The sequence below is a fragment of the Salmonella sp. A1325 genome (assembly GCF_056991255.1).
Genome location: NZ_JAMLWO010000002.1, coordinates 496,935 through 513,250 on the forward strand (window position 1 = coordinate 496,935; position 16,316 = coordinate 513,250).

Here is a 16,316-nt window from a genome sequence, read left to right on the forward strand (position 1 = left end):
ATTGTCAGCAACTGTGCAGTCCAAGAAAATCGACAATCTGGTTGAAATAATCTTCGAAGCCCGTGAATGCGTGATTACCACCCTCGGTCACTGTCTGACGGCAGGAGGCGTAATATGCCACCGCCTGGCGGTAATCCAGCACTTCATCGCCCGTCTGTTGCAGTAGCCAGATCAGGTCCGGCGCTTCCAGCGGGTCAATCTGCATGACTTTAAGATCATAAATATGGCGAGACTCTAGCACATATTGCTGCCCGGTGTAGGGGTTCTCGTTCTGACCGAGATAGTCGGTCAGTAATTCAAAGGGCCGCACGGCGGGATTCACCACCACAGCCGGCAGCATAAAACATTGCGACAGCCAGGTGGCGTAATAACCACCCAGCGACGATCCTACCAGCCCTAATGGCGCACCGCCATGCTCAAGCACGAGAGATTCCAGCAACTCCGCCGCATCGGCAGGATACGGCGGTAGTTGAGGGACGATCATCTCAACATGCGGATGACGCTCCGCCAGCCAGTTTTTTAGCTGGCACGCTTTTGCCGAGCGAGGGGAACTGTTGAATCCGTGCAAATAGAGAAGCGTAGACATCAGTATCCTTCCGAAGCGGTATCGGGTCGGAACCGGGTATCCTGCAGGCGATGCACTTCCGTCTCCAGGACGCCGTTCGCCCGGAGCTCCAGCGTACGCCAGCCCGGCGCGATAGTATCCAGCGTAAAGTTCGCGCAGTGCGGTTTGAACTGTACGCAGGTTGACGGCGACGCCAACAGACGGCGACCGTTCCAGTCAAGATCCAGCTCCTGGTGAATATGTCCGCATAACAGATATTTTACACGCGGGAAATTCGCCAGCACGCTATCCAGCTCACCGGCATTACGCAAGCTGTGCTGATCCAACCAACTGCACCCTGCCGGCAACGGATGGTGGTGCAAAAGGAGCAATGTCTGTCTCTCTGGCGCATCGGCGAGCTTACGCTCAAGCCATTCCAGTTGGAACTCGCTCAGTTCGCCATGCGGAACGCCAAACACCTGGCTATCCAGCAACAAAATCTGCCATTGTTCACCGATTAACACGCGTTTAGCCGGGGAAATCCCCGCCTCTTGCAGCGCGCTGTACATTGCCGGCTGAAAATCATGATTGCCCGGTAGCCAAACGCAAGGCGCGCGAAAGCTTGCGATACCCTCAGCAAAATGCTGATAAGCCGCAGCGGATTGATCCTGCGCCAGATCGCCGGTCGCCACGATCAGATCATATTCATACTGTTGCGCCCGAATAGCCTCCAGCACGGCCTGGTAACTTTCCCAGGTATTGACGCCTAACAGCGTTTCATGCTTTTCGGCAAACAGGTGAGTATCTGTAATTTGTAAAATCCTGACTCGGGCCTCACCAGCCAGAGGTAGGGTTAACAGGCTTTCCAAATGGTGTCCTTAGGTTTCACGACGCTAATAAACCGGAATCGCCATCGCTCCATGTGCTAAACAGAATCGTAGCCAGTCGGCCAGAAACTGATTAATTTGATGCTTTTCGTCGCGTTGATGCAACTTTTTATTTGGATAATCATACCGCGCTTTGAAGCGAAAGATCTGCTGGCTTGAACACACTTCAGCTACCATCGCATCATGGTAGAGGCGCACCGTCAGCGACGGCAGGCTCCAGTAGGTGATGGCTGGCGCCGTTTGCTCGATCGTTACAAGCGTAGTGTATCGAGTCGATTCCACAATCGTTAACCGATATTGTACGTTGCCCACCTGATAGCTCACCATTTCACCGGGGGCGTCATTGCGCGGCAGCAGGCGGCGCAATTGCGAAAAATTGGTTTCGCACAAACGCATCATTTCTGGGAAGTCAGGTGTATAACGCTTCATTTTTTCCACTCGTTTTTTAACTCTTGATGATGCAACTGAAGCCATTGCAAAGCGATGACTGCGGCTGCGTTGTCGATTTTCCCCTCTTCTACCCACTGGTATGCCTGTTCCCGGCTTACCACATGAACCCGAATATCTTCGTTTTCATCCGCCAGACCATGAATACCTGCCGCGGTCGTGGCGTCCACTTCACCCACCAGAATAGATGAGCGCTCGCTGGTTCCTCCTGGACTCGACAGGTAACTGATGACCGGTCGGGTGCGGCCTACGGTCAGCCCCGCTTCTTCCATCGCCTCTCGCCGGGCGACCGCCTCAATGGTTTCGCCTTCTTCTATCATGCCGGCGACCATCTCCAGCAGCCACGGCGTAACGCTTGTGTCATACGCGGCAATACGAATCTGTTCGACCAGCACCACCTCGTCGCGTTCAGGGTCAAAGGGTAGCAAGACGGCGGCGTGCCCGCGCTCAAAAATTTCGCGCTTTACCTCGCCACTCATTTCTCCGTTGAATAAACGATGGCGGAATCGATACACATCCAATGAAAAAAAACCGCGATAGCGCGTTTCCCGTGCAATAATTTCTACATCGCTTTTGGTGAAAGTAACTGGCAAGTTGTCTGATTTACGCATTGTGCTGCCCTGCTAGCAATAATGATTAAATGATGAATTTCAAGGGTGGTTGACTGCTGTTTTATCACCCTTGTGGTAAATTGGTGCCAATTAAGGCTCGTATGGCACGTAACGCCAACTTTTTGCAGTGGCGGATTCTGCTAGAATCAGCAATTATTTTTACAAATTGATCAGCGCTAAATACTGCTTCACAACAAGGAATGCAAATGAAGAAATTGCTCCCCATCCTTATCGGCCTGAGCCTGTCGGGGTTCAGCACACTAAGCCAGGCAGAGAACCTGATGCAAGTTTATCAGCAAGCACGCCTGAGCAACCCGGAATTGCGTAAATCCGCTGCCGATCGCGATGCTGCATTCGAAAAAATTAACGAAGCGCGTAGTCCTTTACTGCCGCAACTGGGTTTGGGTGCCGACTACACCTACAGCAACGGTTATCGCGATGCGAACGGTATCAACTCCAATGAAACCAGCGCTTCCCTGCAATTAACGCAGACGCTATTTGATATGTCGAAATGGCGCGGGCTCACCCTGCAAGAAAAAGCAGCAGGCATTCAGGATGTCACCTATCAGACCGATCAGCAGACGCTGATCCTCAATACCGCGAACGCGTATTTTAAGGTATTGAACGCTATTGATGTGCTTTCCTATACCCAGGCACAAAAAGAGGCTATCTACCGTCAGTTAGATCAAACGACGCAACGTTTTAACGTGGGTCTGGTCGCCATTACCGACGTGCAAAACGCCCGTGCGCAATATGATACCGTACTGGCGAATGAAGTGACCGCCCGCAACAACCTGGATAACGCGGTAGAAGAGCTGCGCCAGGTAACCGGCAATTATTACCCGGAGCTGGCGTCGCTTAACGTCGAGCATTTTAAAACCGACAAACCCAAAGCTGTTAATGCGCTGCTGAAGGAAGCGGAAAACCGTAACCTGTCGCTGTTGCAGGCGCGTTTAAGTCAGGATCTGGCGCGCGAGCAAATCCGTCAGGCGCAGGATGGCCATCTGCCGACGCTGAATTTAACGGCCTCAACCGGCATTTCTGATACCTCTTATAGCGGTTCTAACACCCACGGTCCAGGTAGCCAGTACGACGATAGCAACATGGGGCAGAATAAAATCGGCCTGAACTTCTCCCTGCCGCTGTATCAAGGTGGGATGGTTAACTCGCAGGTAAAACAGGCGCAGTATAACTTCGTCGGCGCAAGCGAACAGCTGGAAAGCGCGCACCGTAGCGTGGTGCAGACCGTACGTTCTTCCTTTAACAATATTAACGCCTCCATCAGCAGCATCAACGCGTACAAACAGGCGGTCGTTTCCGCGCAAAGTTCTTTGGATGCAATGGAAGCCGGTTACTCGGTCGGTACACGTACCATTGTTGACGTACTGGATGCCACCACCACTCTGTATGATGCCAAGCAGCAACTGGCCAACGCGCGTTATACCTATTTGATTAATCAGTTAAATATCAAATATGCGCTCGGTACACTGAACGAGCAGGATCTGCTCGCGCTTAACAGTACGTTGGGTAAACCTATCCCGACGTCGCCGGAAAGCGTAGCGCCGGAAACGCCAGAGCAGGATGCTGCCGCAGACGGTTATAATGCCCATAGCGCCGCGCCGGCAGTACAGCCGACCGCCGCTCGCGCCAACAGCAATAACGGCAATCCATTCCGGCATTGATAAGTTATTCGCTGGCGCTGCGTTTATCAGACCTATGCCCTTGTAGGTCTGGTAAGCGCGGCGCTACCTGTCATAAAGCCGCGCCTGAACGTAAGACAACGTAAAGATCCTGCTATTCCGCCGCATTCTCGCCTTTTCTCGCTTCAATTTCGACCAGTCATCCTCTATTCTGAACGCATGTTGTATTTACCACTGGGTCCTGGAAGACAAATATGAAACGGACAAAATCCATCCATCACTCATCATTTCGCAAAAGCTGGAGCGCGCGGCATTTAACGCCGGTCGCTCTGGCGGTTACGGCTGTTTTTATGCTGGCTGGCTGTGAAAAAAGCGATGAAACCGTATCGCTGTATCAAAACGCTGATGACTGTTCAGCGGCGAATCCGGGCAAAAGCGCGGAATGTACAACCGCGTATAACAATGCGCTGAAAGAGGCCGAACGTACTGCGCCTAAGTACGCTACACGCGAAGATTGCGTCGCTGAGTTTGGCGAAGGTCAGTGCCAGCAAGCGCCTGCACAGGCTGGCATGGTGCCGGAAAATCAGGCGCAGGCCCAACAATCCAGCGGCAGTTTCTGGATGCCGCTTATGGCAGGTTACATGATGGGGCGTCTGATGGGCGGCGGCGCAGGCTTTGCGCAACAGCCGCTGTTTAGCTCGAAAAACCCGGCCAGCCCTGCATACGGCAAATATACCGATGCGGCAGGTAAAAACTACGGCGCGGCGCAACCGGGCCGGACAATGACCGTACCGAAAACCGCGATGGCGCCGAAACCGGCCACCACAACAACCGTTACCCGCGGCGGTTTTGGCGAATCCGTCGCCAAACAGAGCACCATGCAGCGTAGCGCTGCCGGTACTTCAACACGTTCGATGGGCGGCTGATACGCATGGAAAGAGTCAGTATTACCGAGCGCCCGGACTGGCGCGATAAAGCGACTGAATACGGGTTTAATTTTCACACTATGTATGGTGAACCGTACTGGTGCGAAGACGCTTATTACAAGTTAACGCTCGCCCAGGTGGAAAAACTGGAAGAGGTTACCGCCGAGCTGCACCAGATGTGCCTCAAGGTAGTAGAACGCGTCATCGCCAGCGATGAGCTGATGACGAAGTTTCGTATTCCAAAACATACCTGGGGTTTTGTTCGCCAGTCCTGGCAAACGCAACAACCGTCGCTCTATTCCCGCCTCGATCTGGCCTGGGACGGCATCGGCGAACCTAAGCTGCTCGAAAATAATGCCGACACGCCAACGTCGCTGTATGAAGCGGCGTTTTTTCAGTGGGTTTGGCTGGAAGATCAGATCAACGCGGGCAATCTGCCGGAAGGCAGCGATCAGTTTAATAGCCTGCAGGAAAAGCTGATTGAACGCTTTGCTGAACTTCGCGAGCAGTACGGTTTTCAGTTGCTGCATCTCACCTGCTGTCGCGATACGGTTGAGGATCGCGGCACCATTCAGTATTTACAGGATTGCGCGGCCGAAGCGGAAATCGCCACCGAATTTCTCTATATCGACGATATTGGTCTGGGGGAAAAAGGCCAATTTACGGATCTGCAGGATCAGGTCATTGCGAACCTGTTCAAGCTCTATCCGTGGGAATTTATGCTGCGCGAGATGTTTTCCACCAAGCTGGAAGATGCCGGCGTGCGCTGGCTGGAACCGGCCTGGAAAAGCATTATCTCCAATAAAGCGTTATTGCCGCTGTTGTGGGAGATGTTCCCGGACCATCCGAATCTGTTGCCTGCGTATTTCGCCGAAGACGAACATCCACAAATGGATAAATATGTCGTGAAACCGATCTTCTCCCGCGAAGGGGCGAACGTATCAATTATTGAGAACGGTAAAACGATCGAATCCGTGGAAGGCCCGTATGGCGAAGAGGGTATGATCGTGCAACAGTTCTATCCGCTGCCAAAATTCGGCGACAGTTACACCCTGATTGGTAGCTGGCTGATTAACGATCAGCCCGCCGGAATTGGTATCCGTGAAGATCGGGCGTTGATCACCCAGGATCTCTCCCGCTTCTATCCGCATATTTTTGTCGAAGGATAGATTCTCCTGTAAGCCCGATGCGCGTAGCGCCATCGGGCAATCATTCAGCGCCTTATCCGGCCTACCCCACCTGCACCGACAACATACTTATACTGCCCATCTCAATACCGTCGACCGGGATGGTGATAGGTTCCTTGCCGTCCCAGGCGCCAAGTACATACAGCAAAGGTAAAAAGTGCTCCGGCGTCGGGTTCGATAAGGCCCCCCCTTCATGTTGCAGATAATTCACCAGCGGGTGCTGTTCTACCGGCCCCTGCCACGTCAGATTGGCTTTCACAAAGTCATTAAATGACGCCGCCCAGGGATACGGTATATTGTCACCGTGCCAACGCACAGTCCGCAGGTTATGAACCACATTCCCGCTGGCCACCAGCATCACGCCTTCGTCACGCAGCGTCGCCAGCTTACGACCCACCTCAAAATGCCATGCCGCCGGTTTGGTACTATCAACACTAAGCTGCACCATCGGGATATCTGCATTCGGGTACATCTTGATCAATACGCCCCAGGAACCATGATCAAATCCCCACGCCTCTTTATCGAGCGCGACGGGAACGGGAGCCAACAGTTCAACCAGACGCTGCGCCAGCGCAGGCGATCCCGGGGCCGGATAATGCGTGTCATACAGCGCCTGCGGAAAACCGCCAAAATCATGGAGAGTTTGCGGCCTTTCCATCGCTGTGACGCCCGTCCCGCGGGTATACCAGTGCGCCGACACCACCACTATCGCCTGTGGTCGAGGCAGGGCTTCCCCCAATCGCCGCCAGGCGCGGGTATAATCGTTATCGTCCAGCACGTTCATCGGGCTGCCATGCCCCAAAAACAATGCTGGCATACACGTTAAAGACATGATGTTATCCTTACAGGAAAGACATTTTGTTAACATCACCATACGCTTTCTTCACAGAGGAAGAACTCAGATAACTATGATGAAGATCATCAGTTATTTTGAAGGTCAGGTTCGGACGGCAAATTGATAAGGAGTAATGGATGTCAGTACCACTTATTCTGACCTTACTGGCGGGCGCCGCCACCTTTATTGGCGCGTTTCTTGGCGTTCTCGGCCAAAAACCGTCTAATCGCGTGCTGGCTTTTTCGCTGGGCTTCGCCGCAGGGATCATGCTGCTCATCTCGCTGATGGAGATGCTGCCCGCCGCGCTTGATACCGAGGGGATGTCGCCTGTACTGGGCTACGGAATGTTTATTATCGGCCTGTTGGGCTACTTCGGGCTGGACCGCCTGCTTCCTCACGCTCATCCGCAGGATCTGATGCAAAAAAGGCAGCAGCCGCTTCCCGGCTCGATAAAACGCACTGCGATTTTATTGACGCTCGGCATTAGCCTGCACAACTTTCCGGAAGGGATCGCCACCTTTGTCACTGCCAGCAGCAATCTTGAACTGGGTTTCGGCATCGCACTGGCGGTGGCGTTGCACAATATTCCTGAAGGTCTGGCGGTTGCCGGCCCGGTTTATGCCGCGACGGGCTCAAAACGTACCGCGATTTTTTGGGCCGGTATCTCCGGCATGGCGGAAATTCTTGGCGGCGTGCTGGCGTGGCTGATTTTGGGCAGTCTGGTTTCGCCAATCGTTATGGCGGCTATCATGGCGGCAGTCGCCGGTATTATGGTGGCGCTCTCCGTTGATGAACTGATGCCGCTGGCAAAAGAGATCGATCCTAACAATAACCCCAGCTATGGCGTGCTTTGCGGTATGTCCATCATGGGGCTCAGTCTCGTCATTTTGCAGACGATAGGTATCGGTTAAGAGAAACGTCGCGCCGGATGCAGGCCTTTAGCCAGGCAACATCCGGCTGCCCGTCAAGGATATGCGCTATTTCTGCTCATTCATCACGCTGTCGCCTTCGCTCGTCTGGCGAAAACGTTTCGTTCGCGCTTCAAGTAATGCATCTCTGTCTTGCCGAAACGCTCTGCAATAACGCTTCATATGGCAAATATACCCTACTACCACCAGAACGATTAATATTATCCAATACCAGGCAATAAACATCCTTTTTACCCTTAAAATTTAACATCACTAAACATTTAACGTTAAAATTTTACATACCCTTATTTTGACGTATTCATATACTGGCATATTTGTGGAACAAATAAATGATTTTGATCATATAAATCAGTGGTGAAACACAATAATGAAAGAGGTATTAAGCAGAAAACAATGTCGATAAGATCACACTTCGTACTAATTTATATTGTTCTTAAAATATCACACTCCTACTATCGACTTATTAAGGCAATTAAAAAACATTGATACAGAGTATATTTTAAAATAAGCAATAGTATTATGACTTATATTTAAAGACCAATCATTTACCTCATTTATCATTCATAAAAACATAGTATATTCAGAAGTATTATATTTAGAAGTTGTATATAAGGAGATATATCCATGTTTGACCAATACCGGAAAACAATACTTGCCGGCGCCGTCGCACTGACATGCGGACTCACCGCAGCCAGTACGTTTGCCGCAGGTTTTCAACCGGCGCAGCCCGCAGGGAAATTAGGCGCAGTCGTTGTCGATCCTTACGGTAATGCCCCTCTCACCGCACTGGTGGAATTAGATAGCCATGTTATTTCAGACGTTAAAGTTACTGTACATGGCAAAGGGGAAAAAGGCGTTCCCGTTACTTATACCGTTGGGAAAGAATCTTTAGAAACCTATGACGGTATTCCTATTTTTGGCCTTTATCAGAAATTTGCCAACAACGTCACGGTAGAATATAAAGAAAACGGCAAAGCCATGAAGGATGACTATGTGGTGCAGACGTCCGCCATCGTCAACCATTATATGGATAACCGTTCTATTTCAGATCTCCAGCAAACGAAAGTTATTAAAGTTGCGCCAGGATTTGAAGATCGCCTTTATCTGGTAAATACCCATACCTTTACGCCGCAGGGCGCTGAATTTCACTGGCACGGCGAAAAAGATAAAAATGCGGGCATTCTTGATGCCGGCCCGGCGGGCGGGGCTTTGCCTTTCGATATCGCCCCTTATACGTTTGTAGTCGACACCCAGGGTGAATACCGCTGGTGGCTGGATCAAGATACCTTCTACGACGGCCACGATATGAATATCAACAAACGCGGCTATCTGATGGGTATTCGTGAAACGCCTCGCGGCACCTTTACCGCAGTGCAGGGCCAACACTGGTACGAGTTTGACATGATGGGGCAAATTCTTGCCGATCACAAACTGCCGCGCGGGTTCCTGGATGCGTCTCATGAATCCATCGAAACCGTGAACGGCACCGTACTGCTGCGCGTCGGCAAACGCGATTACCGCAAAGAAGACGGCATACATGTTCATACTATTCGTGACCAAATCATTGAGGTTGATAAGTCTGGCCGCGTAGTAGACGTTTGGGATTTAACCAAAATCCTCGACCCTATGCGTGATGCGCTGCTCGGCGCGCTGGATGCGGGCGCAGTATGCGTGAACGTCGATCTAGCCCATGCCGGACAGCAGGCGAAACTCGAACCGGATACGCCGTATGGCGATGCGCTTGGCGTTGGTGCCGGTCGTAACTGGGCGCACGTCAACTCTATCGCTTATGACGCGAAAGACGACTCCATCATCCTTTCTTCCCGCCATCAGGGTATTGTAAAAATTGGTCGCGATAAGCAGGTGAAATGGATACTGGCACCGTCTAAAGGCTGGAATAAGCAGCTAGCCAGTAAATTGCTGAAACCGGTAGACGATCATGGTAAGCCGTTGACCTGTGACGAAAACGGCAAGTGTAAGGACACCGATTTCGATTTCACCTATACCCAACATACGGCATGGCTTTCCAGCAAAGGCACGTTAACGGTCTTTGATAACGGCGATGGTCGCGGCCTGGAGCAACCGGCTCTACCGACCATGAAATATTCCCGTTTTGTCGAATATAAGATCGATGAGAAGAAAGGCACCGTACAACAAGTTTGGGAATACGGTAAAGAACGTGGATATGATTTCTATAGTCCTATTACCTCGGTTGTTGAATATCAAAAAGACCGCGACACCATGTTCGGCTTTGGCGGTTCTATTAACCTGTTCGACGTTGGTAAACCCACAGTCGGCAAACTGAATGAGATTGACTATAAAACGAAAGAAGTGAAAGTTGAAATTGATGTGCTGTCGGATAAACCCAACCAGACTCACTATCGTGCGTTACTGGTTCATCCAACGCAAATGTTTAAATAAATCACGGGAAGAAATTAATATGTCATCTAAATGGATTACCTCTTTATTTAAAAGCGTAGTATTAACCGCGGCATTGGTCACTCCTTTTGCGGCATCGGCTTTTACCGAGGGCACAGATTATATGGTTCTGGAGAAACCGATTCCTAATGCGGATAAAACGCTGATTAAGGTATTTAGCTACGCCTGCCCTTTCTGCTACAAATATGACAAAGCCGTAACAGGTCCGGTTTCTGATAAAGTAGCCGATCTCGTTACGTTCACTCCGTTCCACCTGGAAACAAAAGGCGAATATGGCAAACAGGCCAGCGAAGTATTTGCAGTCCTGATCGCCAAAGATAAAGCTGCCGGGATTTCGTTATTTGATGCTAAATCACAATTCAAAAAAGCGAAGTTCGCCTGGTACGCGGCTTACCATGATAAGAAAGAGCGCTGGTCAGATGGGAAAGATCCGGCGGCATTTATTAAAACCGGGCTGGACGCCGCAGGCATGAGCCAGGCTGATTTTGAAGCGGCGCTGAAAGATCCTGCCGTTCAGGAGACGCTGGAAAAATGGAAAGCCGCCTATGACGTTGCCAAAATTCAGGGTGTTCCGGCTTACGTCGTCAACGGCAAGTACCTTATCTATACCAAAAACATCAAATCCATCGATTCTATGGCTGAACTCGTTCGGGAACTGGCCACTAAAAAATAAGCAGGGAAACGATTATGGATTTTATTAAGGGATTATGGCGAGACCTACGCGCAAGACCAGTAGATACGCTGGTGAGATGGCAGGAACAGCGCTTTCTGTGGCTGTTAATGGCCATCGCGATGGGAGGGTTAATTATCCTGGCGCACTCGTTCTTCCAAATCTATCTCTACATGGCGCCGTGCGAACAATGTGTTTACATTCGTTACGCGATGTTTGTGATGGTAATTGGCGGGGTGATTGCGGCGATAAATCCCAAAAATATCGTGCTGAAGCTGATTGGCTGCATCGCGGCGTTCTATGGCAGCATTATGGGCATTAAGTTTTCTATTAAGCTTAATGGTATCCATCATGCGGTACATAATGCGGACCCCGATTCACTTTTTGGCGTGCAAGGATGTTCGACTGACCCGACCTTTCCTTTCAACTTACCGTTGGCGGAATGGGCACCGGAGTGGTTTAAACCTACCGGAGACTGCGGTTATGACGCGCCTATCGTCCCTGATGGCGTAACGCTCAGTAGCGTACAGCAGTGGTTTGTCGATCTCTACCAGCAGTCCGAAGGCTGGTATCTGCTTCCGCCCTGGCACTTTATGAACATGGCGCAGGCATGTATGTTGGCCTTTGGGTTGTGCCTGATTCTGCTGCTGGTGATGAGCGGCGCCTGGGCATTGAAACTGGCCAGAGGCAAATAACCTGAATAGATAAACCAAAGCAGAGGTCTGCATTCAGGCCTCTGCTTTTCTCACAATAATTTTACCATTCAGCTTATTCGTCGTTCTTTGAAACTGAACAATATGGCACCGAAGGAATACAAAAAAGCCGATGACATCTCATCGGCTTTTTTCAACCATGATCCGTTCGATCAGCTGGCTTTGCGCTCATGCGCCTGGCGGTAAGCCACCAGATCTTCAATCGTGACTACCGCCATATTATGCTGGCCTGCAAACGCGATACACTCCGGCGCGCGCGCCATCGTCCCATCGTCGTTAGTCAACTCGCACAGTACACCTGCAGGTTTAAAACCAGCCAGCGTCATCAGATCGATGGTCGCCTCCGTATGACCGCCGCGCGTCAGCACGCCGCCCGCCTGAGCGCGCAGTGGGAAAACGTGCCCCGGACGGTTAAGATCGGACGGTTTTGCGCCATCCTTAATTGCCGCACGCACCGTAGTGACACGGTCAGCGGCGGAAACGCCGGTGGTCACGCCTTCTGCGGCTTCAATGGTCACGGTAAAACCGGTACCGTAGGCGCTGGTGTTGTTTTCCACCATCATTGGCAAGTCGAGCTGCTTACGACGATCTTCAGTAATACACAGGCAAACAATACCGCTACCGTGACGAATGGTTAACGCCATCTGTTCTACGGTCATCGTCTCTGCGGGGAAAATCATATCGCCTTCGTTTTCACGATCTTCATCATCAAGCACCATCACACCGCGTCCTTCACGCAGCGCATCCAGTGCAAGTTCAACACGTTCAAAAGGCGTACCAAAAGAGGAAAGTAGCGTCTGATTCATGGTAAAAAAACCTCATTAACATTATGGTTACCAGAATCAGGGCAGTCTTAGGAGTGCCTACAAGCGGCAAAAAAATAACGTGAGCGGGTCCATGCCCGACTGGATCGTTACCCTCTCCCATCCGGACTTTAACCGTCGGCCCCGGAATTACACCGGATCTGCTGACCTTTTCGCTATGGCAAAAAGCGCTCGCGGGCTTTCAACCTGCTCTCCGCGTTCCGTCACGGCGCGCCGTGATGAGAAATGCGTTAAACATCGCTGATTTACCGCCGGTGGGGAATTTCGCCCCGCCCTGAGAATAAGCGGGTTAACTATAACGCTATTGATTACCTTCATCAACGCCTTTACTCCGTATGACGTCACACAATTCTGGTTTATGGCGTCCACATATCGCACTACAATAAGAGCTAACACTTACCAGTTCAGGGAAACCACAATGATTGACCCGAAAAAAATTGAGCAAATCGCACGCCAGGTTCATGAGTCAATGCCGAAAGGTATTCGCGAGTTCGGGGAAGATATCGAGAAAAAAATCCGTCAAACGCTGCAATCTCAGCTGACGCGTCTCGATCTGGTGAGCCGCGAAGAGTTTGATGTCCAGACTCAGGTCTTGCTGCGCACCCGGGAAAAACTGGCGCTGCTGGAGCAACGCCTCAGCGAACTGGAAGCTCGCGACAAGCCTGAAGAAGTAAAACCTGCGCCCGCCATCCCGCCAGTCGATCCACAAGAGTAAAAACGTGAACGGGCCTGACGGCCCGCTCATATAAGATCTGAATAATGCCCTGCACCTGTAAAGGGAGCGAGGATTAGTGTTCTAATTCTAACCTTTTCGCCTGAGTCGCCTGCTGGCAGTAAAGCGCGTAACGCTTGCAAAACCAGTCGCGGTGCTCCTCGTCCATATTGCCGGTTACCGCCTGGATATCAACAGGACGCCCCTCCGCCTGCATTCTGGCAAAACTGCGCGCCAGAAAATCGAAATTATTCAATGAATAGACGTTATTGTTGTTCATCAGCATACCCTCCAGTTATTGAATTCTGTTAAGGCTATATGCTTTTTCTGATTTCAGTATTTCCCTATATGTACGGCGGTTTTATACATAACGTGCGCAAATTTAATGCGCAAAATCACAATATTCACCAAAGATAACGACGGATAAATCGCTTTTCGGACTTAAGGAGATATGGGTCACATGATATTGTAACGCAATGAAATAACAAGCATGAAAATTATCACGCGAACACCCTTCTGAAGGCGGCGACAAGGATAGAAAATATGACCTTATTTGCGGAGTATAACAGCCCCTATCTGTTTGCCATCGCGTTCGTTTTCTTTATCGGCGTGCTGGAGATGATTTCTCTGATTTTTGGCCACTTTCTTTCAGGCACGCTCGACGCCCATCTCGATCATTATGACGCCCTGTCATCTGGCCCTGCGGGCCAGGCGCTTCATTATCTGAATATTGGACGCGTTCCCGCCCTGGTCGTCCTCTGCCTATTGGCCGGTTATTTCGGCCTCTTCGGTATCCTCATCCAGCATGGCGGGATCATGCTCTGGCAAGCGCCGCTCAGCAATCTGCTGCTGGTCCCGTTGAGCATTGTCCTGTCGGTCTTTGCCGTGCATTACAGCGGAAAAATCCTCGCGCCCTGGCTACCCAGAGATGAAAGCTCCGCCCTCAGGGAAGAGGAATTTATCGGCGGCATGGCGATTATTACCGGCCACGCCGCCGTCGCCGGTACACCTTGCGAAGGAAAATTTACCGATAAGTTCGGCCAGATTCACTATTTACTGCTGGAACCCGAAAAGGGAAAAGAATTTAAAAAAGGAGACAAGGTGCTGATTGTCTGCCGACTTTCCGCAACGCGTTATTTGGCTGAGCGTACCTTCTATGTCTAATTGAGAGGAACTTACATAATGGATGATGTTTTTGGCATATTGCCATCATGGATGTTTACCGCCATCGTTGCGGTTATCGTCTTACTAATTATCGGGATCATTTTTGCTCGCCTCTATCGCCGCGCATCTGCGGAACAGGCGTTTGTCCGTACCGGGCTTGGCGGGCAAAAAGTGGTGATGAGCGGCGGCGCTATTGTGATGCCAATCTTTCACGAAATTATTCCGATCAATATGAATACCCTAAAACTTGAGGTCAGCCGTGCTACCGTCGACAGCCTGATCACCAAAGATCGTATGCGCGTTGACGTGGTCGTTGCTTTCTTCGTGCGTGTAAAACCCTCTGTTGAAGGTATTGCCACCGCCGCACAAACGCTTGGTCAGCGAACTCTGTCGCCGGAAGATCTGCGTATGCTGGTTGAGGATAAATTCGTTGACGCCTTACGCGCCACAGCAGCCCAGATGACGATGCATGAGCTACAGGACACGCGTGAAAACTTCGTTCAGGGCGTACAAAACACCGTTGCGGAAGATTTGTCGAAAAACGGCCTGGAACTGGAAAGCGTCTCATTAACCAACTTTAACCAAACGTCCAAAGAGCATTTCAACCCAAACAATGCCTTTGATGCCGAAGGTCTGACGAAACTGACGCAGGAAACCGAACGCCGCCGTCGTGAACGTAATGAAGTGGAACAGGATGTGGAAGTGGCGGTGCGCGAAAAGAACCGCGACGCGCTTGAACGCAAGCTGGAAATCGAGCAACAAGAAGCCTTTATGACTCTGGAGCAGGAGCAACAGGTTAAAACCCGCACCGCCGAACAAAACGCCAAAATTGCCGCTTTTGAGGCCGAGCGCCATCGTGAAGCAGAACAGACGCGCATTCTTGCTGAGCGGCAGATCCAGGAGACGGAGATCGAACGTGAGCAAGCAGTACGGTCCAGGAAAGTTGAGGCCGAGCGTGAAGTACGTATTAAAGAGATCGAACAGCAACAGGTGACAGAAATCGCCAACCAGACGAAATCTATCGCCATTGCCGCCAAATCCGAGCAGCAATCACAAGCGGAAGCGCGCGCCAACGACGCGCTGGCCGATGCGGTTCGCGCCCAGCAAAACGTAGAAACCACCCGCCAGACCACCGAAGCGGATCGCGCCAAGCAGGTCGCTCTGATCGCCGCGGCGCAGGATGCGGAAACCAAAGCGGTCGAACTGACCGTTCGGGCAAAAGCAGAGAAAGAAGCGGCAGAATTGCAAGCCGCCGCCATCATCGAACTGGCGGAAGCAACGCGTAAAAAAGGTCTGGCGGAAGCCGAAGCACAGCGGGCGCTGAATGACGCTATCAACGTACTATCTGACGAACAAACCAGCCTCAAATTTAAACTAGCGCTCTTACAATCGTTGCCTGCTGTTATTGAGAAGTCTGTTGAACCGATGAAATCCATCGACGGCATTAAGATTATTCAGGTCGATGGCCTCAATCGCGGCGCGACGGCGGGCGACGTCGCCGCTGGCGGCGCTAACGGGGGAAACCTGGCGGAACAAGCGTTATCTGCCGCGCTCACCTATCGTACCCAGGCGCCGCTGATCGATTCGCTGTTAAACGAGATTGGCATCGCTGGCGGCTCGCTAAAGGCGCTGACCACGCCGTTGGTTTCATCGGCAACGGATGAGATTAATCACGAAGCAACGGTAAAAGAGCAATAACCCCCGCCATATCTCCTGTCCCTGGTCATAAGACCGGGGATTTTTTTATCTTTTTTCCACCTTGTCTGTACAAAGCGTTATGACCAGCAG

The 16,316-nt window shown here is 51.3% G+C and carries 18 protein-coding genes and 1 riboswitch; of the genes, 10 read left to right on the forward strand and 8 right to left on the reverse strand.

Annotated elements, in window-relative coordinates:
- Nucleotides 1–4: 4 nt before the first annotated feature.
- Genes yqiA through nudF form a run of 4 tightly spaced genes read right to left on the reverse strand, consistent with a single transcriptional unit; the run spans nt 5 to nt 2,489 of the window.
- Nucleotides 5–586 (reverse strand): esterase YqiA, encoded by a 582-nt coding sequence (gene yqiA, locus NAZ64_RS06315; RefSeq protein WP_000105725.1) that lies wholly within the window; start codon nt 584–586, stop codon nt 5–7.
- Nucleotides 586–1,413: a 3',5'-cyclic-AMP phosphodiesterase gene (gene cpdA, locus NAZ64_RS06320; protein WP_000444735.1), complete on the reverse strand. Its 828-nt coding sequence runs from the start codon at nt 1,411–1,413 to the stop codon at nt 586–588. The genes yqiA and cpdA overlap by 1 nt, the downstream gene beginning before the upstream one ends.
- A 24-nt stretch (nt 1,414–1,437) precedes the next feature.
- Nucleotides 1,438–1,860, reverse strand: a complete 423-nt coding sequence (locus tag NAZ64_RS06325) for a DUF1249 family protein (RefSeq protein ID WP_024797616.1) — start codon at nt 1,858–1,860, stop codon at nt 1,438–1,440.
- Complete coding sequence (gene nudF, locus NAZ64_RS06330) at nt 1,857–2,489, reverse strand: ADP-ribose diphosphatase (RefSeq protein WP_220569621.1); 633 nt, start codon at nt 2,487–2,489, stop codon at nt 1,857–1,859. Before nudF ends, NAZ64_RS06325 begins: the two co-directional genes overlap by 4 nt.
- A gap of 200 nt (nt 2,490–2,689) precedes the next feature.
- Between nudF and tolC the strand changes: the two genes are divergently transcribed.
- The 3 genes from tolC to NAZ64_RS06345 all read left to right on the forward strand — a co-directional run bounded on the left by tolC (nt 2,690) and on the right by NAZ64_RS06345 (nt 6,224).
- Nucleotides 2,690–4,171 (forward strand): outer membrane channel protein TolC, encoded by a 1,482-nt coding sequence (tolC, locus tag NAZ64_RS06335; protein WP_077914007.1) that lies wholly within the window; start codon nt 2,690–2,692, stop codon nt 4,169–4,171.
- 212 nt (nt 4,172–4,383) lie between these two features.
- A complete protein-coding gene (locus NAZ64_RS06340; RefSeq protein WP_483640888.1) occupies nt 4,384–5,055 on the forward strand; it encodes a DUF1190 family protein in 672 nt (223 codons plus the stop codon).
- A gap of 5 nt (nt 5,056–5,060) precedes the next feature.
- Complete coding sequence (locus NAZ64_RS06345; protein WP_220569620.1) at nt 5,061–6,224, forward strand: glutathionylspermidine synthase family protein; 1,164 nt, start codon at nt 5,061–5,063, stop codon at nt 6,222–6,224.
- 61 nt (nt 6,225–6,285) lie between these two features.
- Here NAZ64_RS06345 and ygiD read toward each other — a convergent pair whose 3' ends face one another.
- Nucleotides 6,286–7,074 carry a 4,5-DOPA-extradiol-dioxygenase gene (ygiD, locus tag NAZ64_RS06350; protein ID WP_001520560.1) on the reverse strand — a complete coding sequence of 263 codons (789 nt, stop codon included), beginning with the start codon at nt 7,072–7,074 and terminating at the stop codon, nt 6,286–6,288.
- A gap of 140 nt (nt 7,075–7,214) precedes the next feature.
- Here ygiD and zupT point away from each other — a divergent pair, with 140 nt between their 5' ends.
- Nucleotides 7,215–7,988: a zinc transporter ZupT gene (gene zupT, locus NAZ64_RS06355; protein ID WP_000115871.1), complete on the forward strand. Its 774-nt coding sequence runs from the start codon at nt 7,215–7,217 to the stop codon at nt 7,986–7,988.
- 66 nt (nt 7,989–8,054) lie between these two features.
- On the opposite strand, the gene NAZ64_RS06360 is transcribed toward zupT, so the two are convergent.
- The gene (locus tag NAZ64_RS06360) at nt 8,055–8,231 is read right to left on the reverse strand and encodes a hypothetical protein (protein WP_000469259.1); all 177 of its coding nucleotides are present in this window, start codon (nt 8,229–8,231) and stop codon (nt 8,055–8,057) included.
- Between the two features lie 399 nt (nt 8,232–8,630).
- Between NAZ64_RS06360 and NAZ64_RS06365 the strand changes: the two genes are divergently transcribed.
- From NAZ64_RS06365 to dsbI, 3 genes are read left to right on the forward strand one after another with little or no spacing between them, the layout of a single operon-like run.
- Nucleotides 8,631–10,427 (forward strand): aryl-sulfate sulfotransferase, encoded by a 1,797-nt coding sequence (locus NAZ64_RS06365; RefSeq protein WP_000460265.1) that lies wholly within the window; start codon nt 8,631–8,633, stop codon nt 10,425–10,427.
- 19 nt (nt 10,428–10,446) lie between these two features.
- Nucleotides 10,447–11,118, forward strand: a complete 672-nt coding sequence (locus tag NAZ64_RS06370; protein WP_000096230.1) for a thiol:disulfide interchange protein DsbA/DsbL — start codon at nt 10,447–10,449, stop codon at nt 11,116–11,118.
- Nucleotides 11,119–11,132: 14 nt separating this feature from the next.
- Nucleotides 11,133–11,810 carry a protein-disulfide oxidoreductase DsbI gene (gene dsbI / locus NAZ64_RS06375; RefSeq protein WP_000345576.1) on the forward strand — a complete coding sequence of 226 codons (678 nt, stop codon included), beginning with the start codon at nt 11,133–11,135 and terminating at the stop codon, nt 11,808–11,810.
- A 170-nt stretch (nt 11,811–11,980) separates the two neighbouring features.
- On the opposite strand, the gene ribB is transcribed toward dsbI, so the two are convergent.
- On the reverse strand, nt 11,981–12,634 hold the full coding sequence (gene ribB / locus NAZ64_RS06380) for a 3,4-dihydroxy-2-butanone-4-phosphate synthase (RefSeq protein ID WP_001076978.1): 654 nt from the start codon (nt 12,632–12,634) through the stop codon (nt 11,981–11,983).
- 105 nt (nt 12,635–12,739) lie between these two features.
- Nucleotides 12,740–12,938, reverse strand: a riboswitch (FMN riboswitch).
- A gap of 132 nt (nt 12,939–13,070) precedes the next feature.
- Here ribB and ubiK point away from each other — a divergent pair.
- Nucleotides 13,071–13,367 carry a ubiquinone biosynthesis accessory factor UbiK gene (ubiK, locus tag NAZ64_RS06385; protein WP_000566824.1) on the forward strand — a complete coding sequence of 99 codons (297 nt, stop codon included), beginning with the start codon at nt 13,071–13,073 and terminating at the stop codon, nt 13,365–13,367.
- A gap of 73 nt (nt 13,368–13,440) precedes the next feature.
- On the opposite strand, the gene glgS is transcribed toward ubiK, so the two are convergent.
- Nucleotides 13,441–13,650: a cell surface composition regulator GlgS gene (gene glgS / locus NAZ64_RS06390; RefSeq protein ID WP_000928927.1), complete on the reverse strand. Its 210-nt coding sequence runs from the start codon at nt 13,648–13,650 to the stop codon at nt 13,441–13,443.
- A gap of 257 nt (nt 13,651–13,907) precedes the next feature.
- Here glgS and NAZ64_RS06395 point away from each other — a divergent pair, with 257 nt between their 5' ends.
- Together NAZ64_RS06395 and NAZ64_RS06400 are read left to right on the forward strand one after the other, a co-directional pair.
- Nucleotides 13,908–14,528 (forward strand): OB-fold-containig protein, encoded by a 621-nt coding sequence (locus tag NAZ64_RS06395; protein WP_000171744.1) that lies wholly within the window; start codon nt 13,908–13,910, stop codon nt 14,526–14,528.
- Between the two features lie 18 nt (nt 14,529–14,546).
- Nucleotides 14,547–16,226, forward strand: coding sequence for a flotillin family protein (locus tag NAZ64_RS06400; protein ID WP_483640889.1), 1,680 nt, complete (start codon nt 14,547–14,549; stop codon nt 16,224–16,226).
- Nucleotides 16,227–16,316: the final 90 nt, after the last annotated feature.

Bases quoted from the DNA above. Each gene is read 5' to 3' on its own strand.
- NAZ64_RS06360 (WP_000469259.1), bottom strand. From the start codon at position 8,231: ATGTTTATTGCCTGGTATTGGATAATATTAATCGTTCTGGTGGTAGTA.
- zupT (WP_000115871.1), top strand. From the start codon at position 7,215: ATGTCAGTACCACTTATTCTGACCTTACTGGCGGGCGCCGCCACCTTT.
- NAZ64_RS06340 (WP_483640888.1), top strand. From the start codon at position 4,384: ATGAAACGGACAAAATCCATCCATCACTCATCATTTCGCAAAAGCTGG.
- yqiA (WP_000105725.1), bottom strand. From the start codon at position 586: ATGTCTACGCTTCTCTATTTGCACGGATTCAACAGTTCCCCTCGCTCG.
- NAZ64_RS06400 (WP_483640889.1), top strand. From the start codon at position 14,547: ATGGATGATGTTTTTGGCATATTGCCATCATGGATGTTTACCGCCATC.
- ubiK (WP_000566824.1), top strand. From the start codon at position 13,071: ATGATTGACCCGAAAAAAATTGAGCAAATCGCACGCCAGGTTCATGAG.
- NAZ64_RS06370 (WP_000096230.1), top strand. From the start codon at position 10,447: ATGTCATCTAAATGGATTACCTCTTTATTTAAAAGCGTAGTATTAACC.
- NAZ64_RS06365 (WP_000460265.1), top strand. From the start codon at position 8,631: ATGTTTGACCAATACCGGAAAACAATACTTGCCGGCGCCGTCGCACTG.
- tolC (WP_077914007.1), top strand. From the start codon at position 2,690: ATGCAAATGAAGAAATTGCTCCCCATCCTTATCGGCCTGAGCCTGTCG.
- glgS (WP_000928927.1), bottom strand. From the start codon at position 13,650: ATGCTGATGAACAACAATAACGTCTATTCATTGAATAATTTCGATTTT.
- ygiD (WP_001520560.1), bottom strand. From the start codon at position 7,074: ATGTCTTTAACGTGTATGCCAGCATTGTTTTTGGGGCATGGCAGCCCG.
- nudF (WP_220569621.1), bottom strand. From the start codon at position 2,489: ATGCGTAAATCAGACAACTTGCCAGTTACTTTCACCAAAAGCGATGTA.
- NAZ64_RS06325 (WP_024797616.1), bottom strand. From the start codon at position 1,860: ATGAAGCGTTATACACCTGACTTCCCAGAAATGATGCGTTTGTGCGAA.
- NAZ64_RS06345 (WP_220569620.1), top strand. From the start codon at position 5,061: ATGGAAAGAGTCAGTATTACCGAGCGCCCGGACTGGCGCGATAAAGCG.
- ribB (WP_001076978.1), bottom strand. From the start codon at position 12,634: ATGAATCAGACGCTACTTTCCTCTTTTGGTACGCCTTTTGAACGTGTT.
- dsbI (WP_000345576.1), top strand. From the start codon at position 11,133: ATGGATTTTATTAAGGGATTATGGCGAGACCTACGCGCAAGACCAGTA.
- NAZ64_RS06395 (WP_000171744.1), top strand. From the start codon at position 13,908: ATGACCTTATTTGCGGAGTATAACAGCCCCTATCTGTTTGCCATCGCG.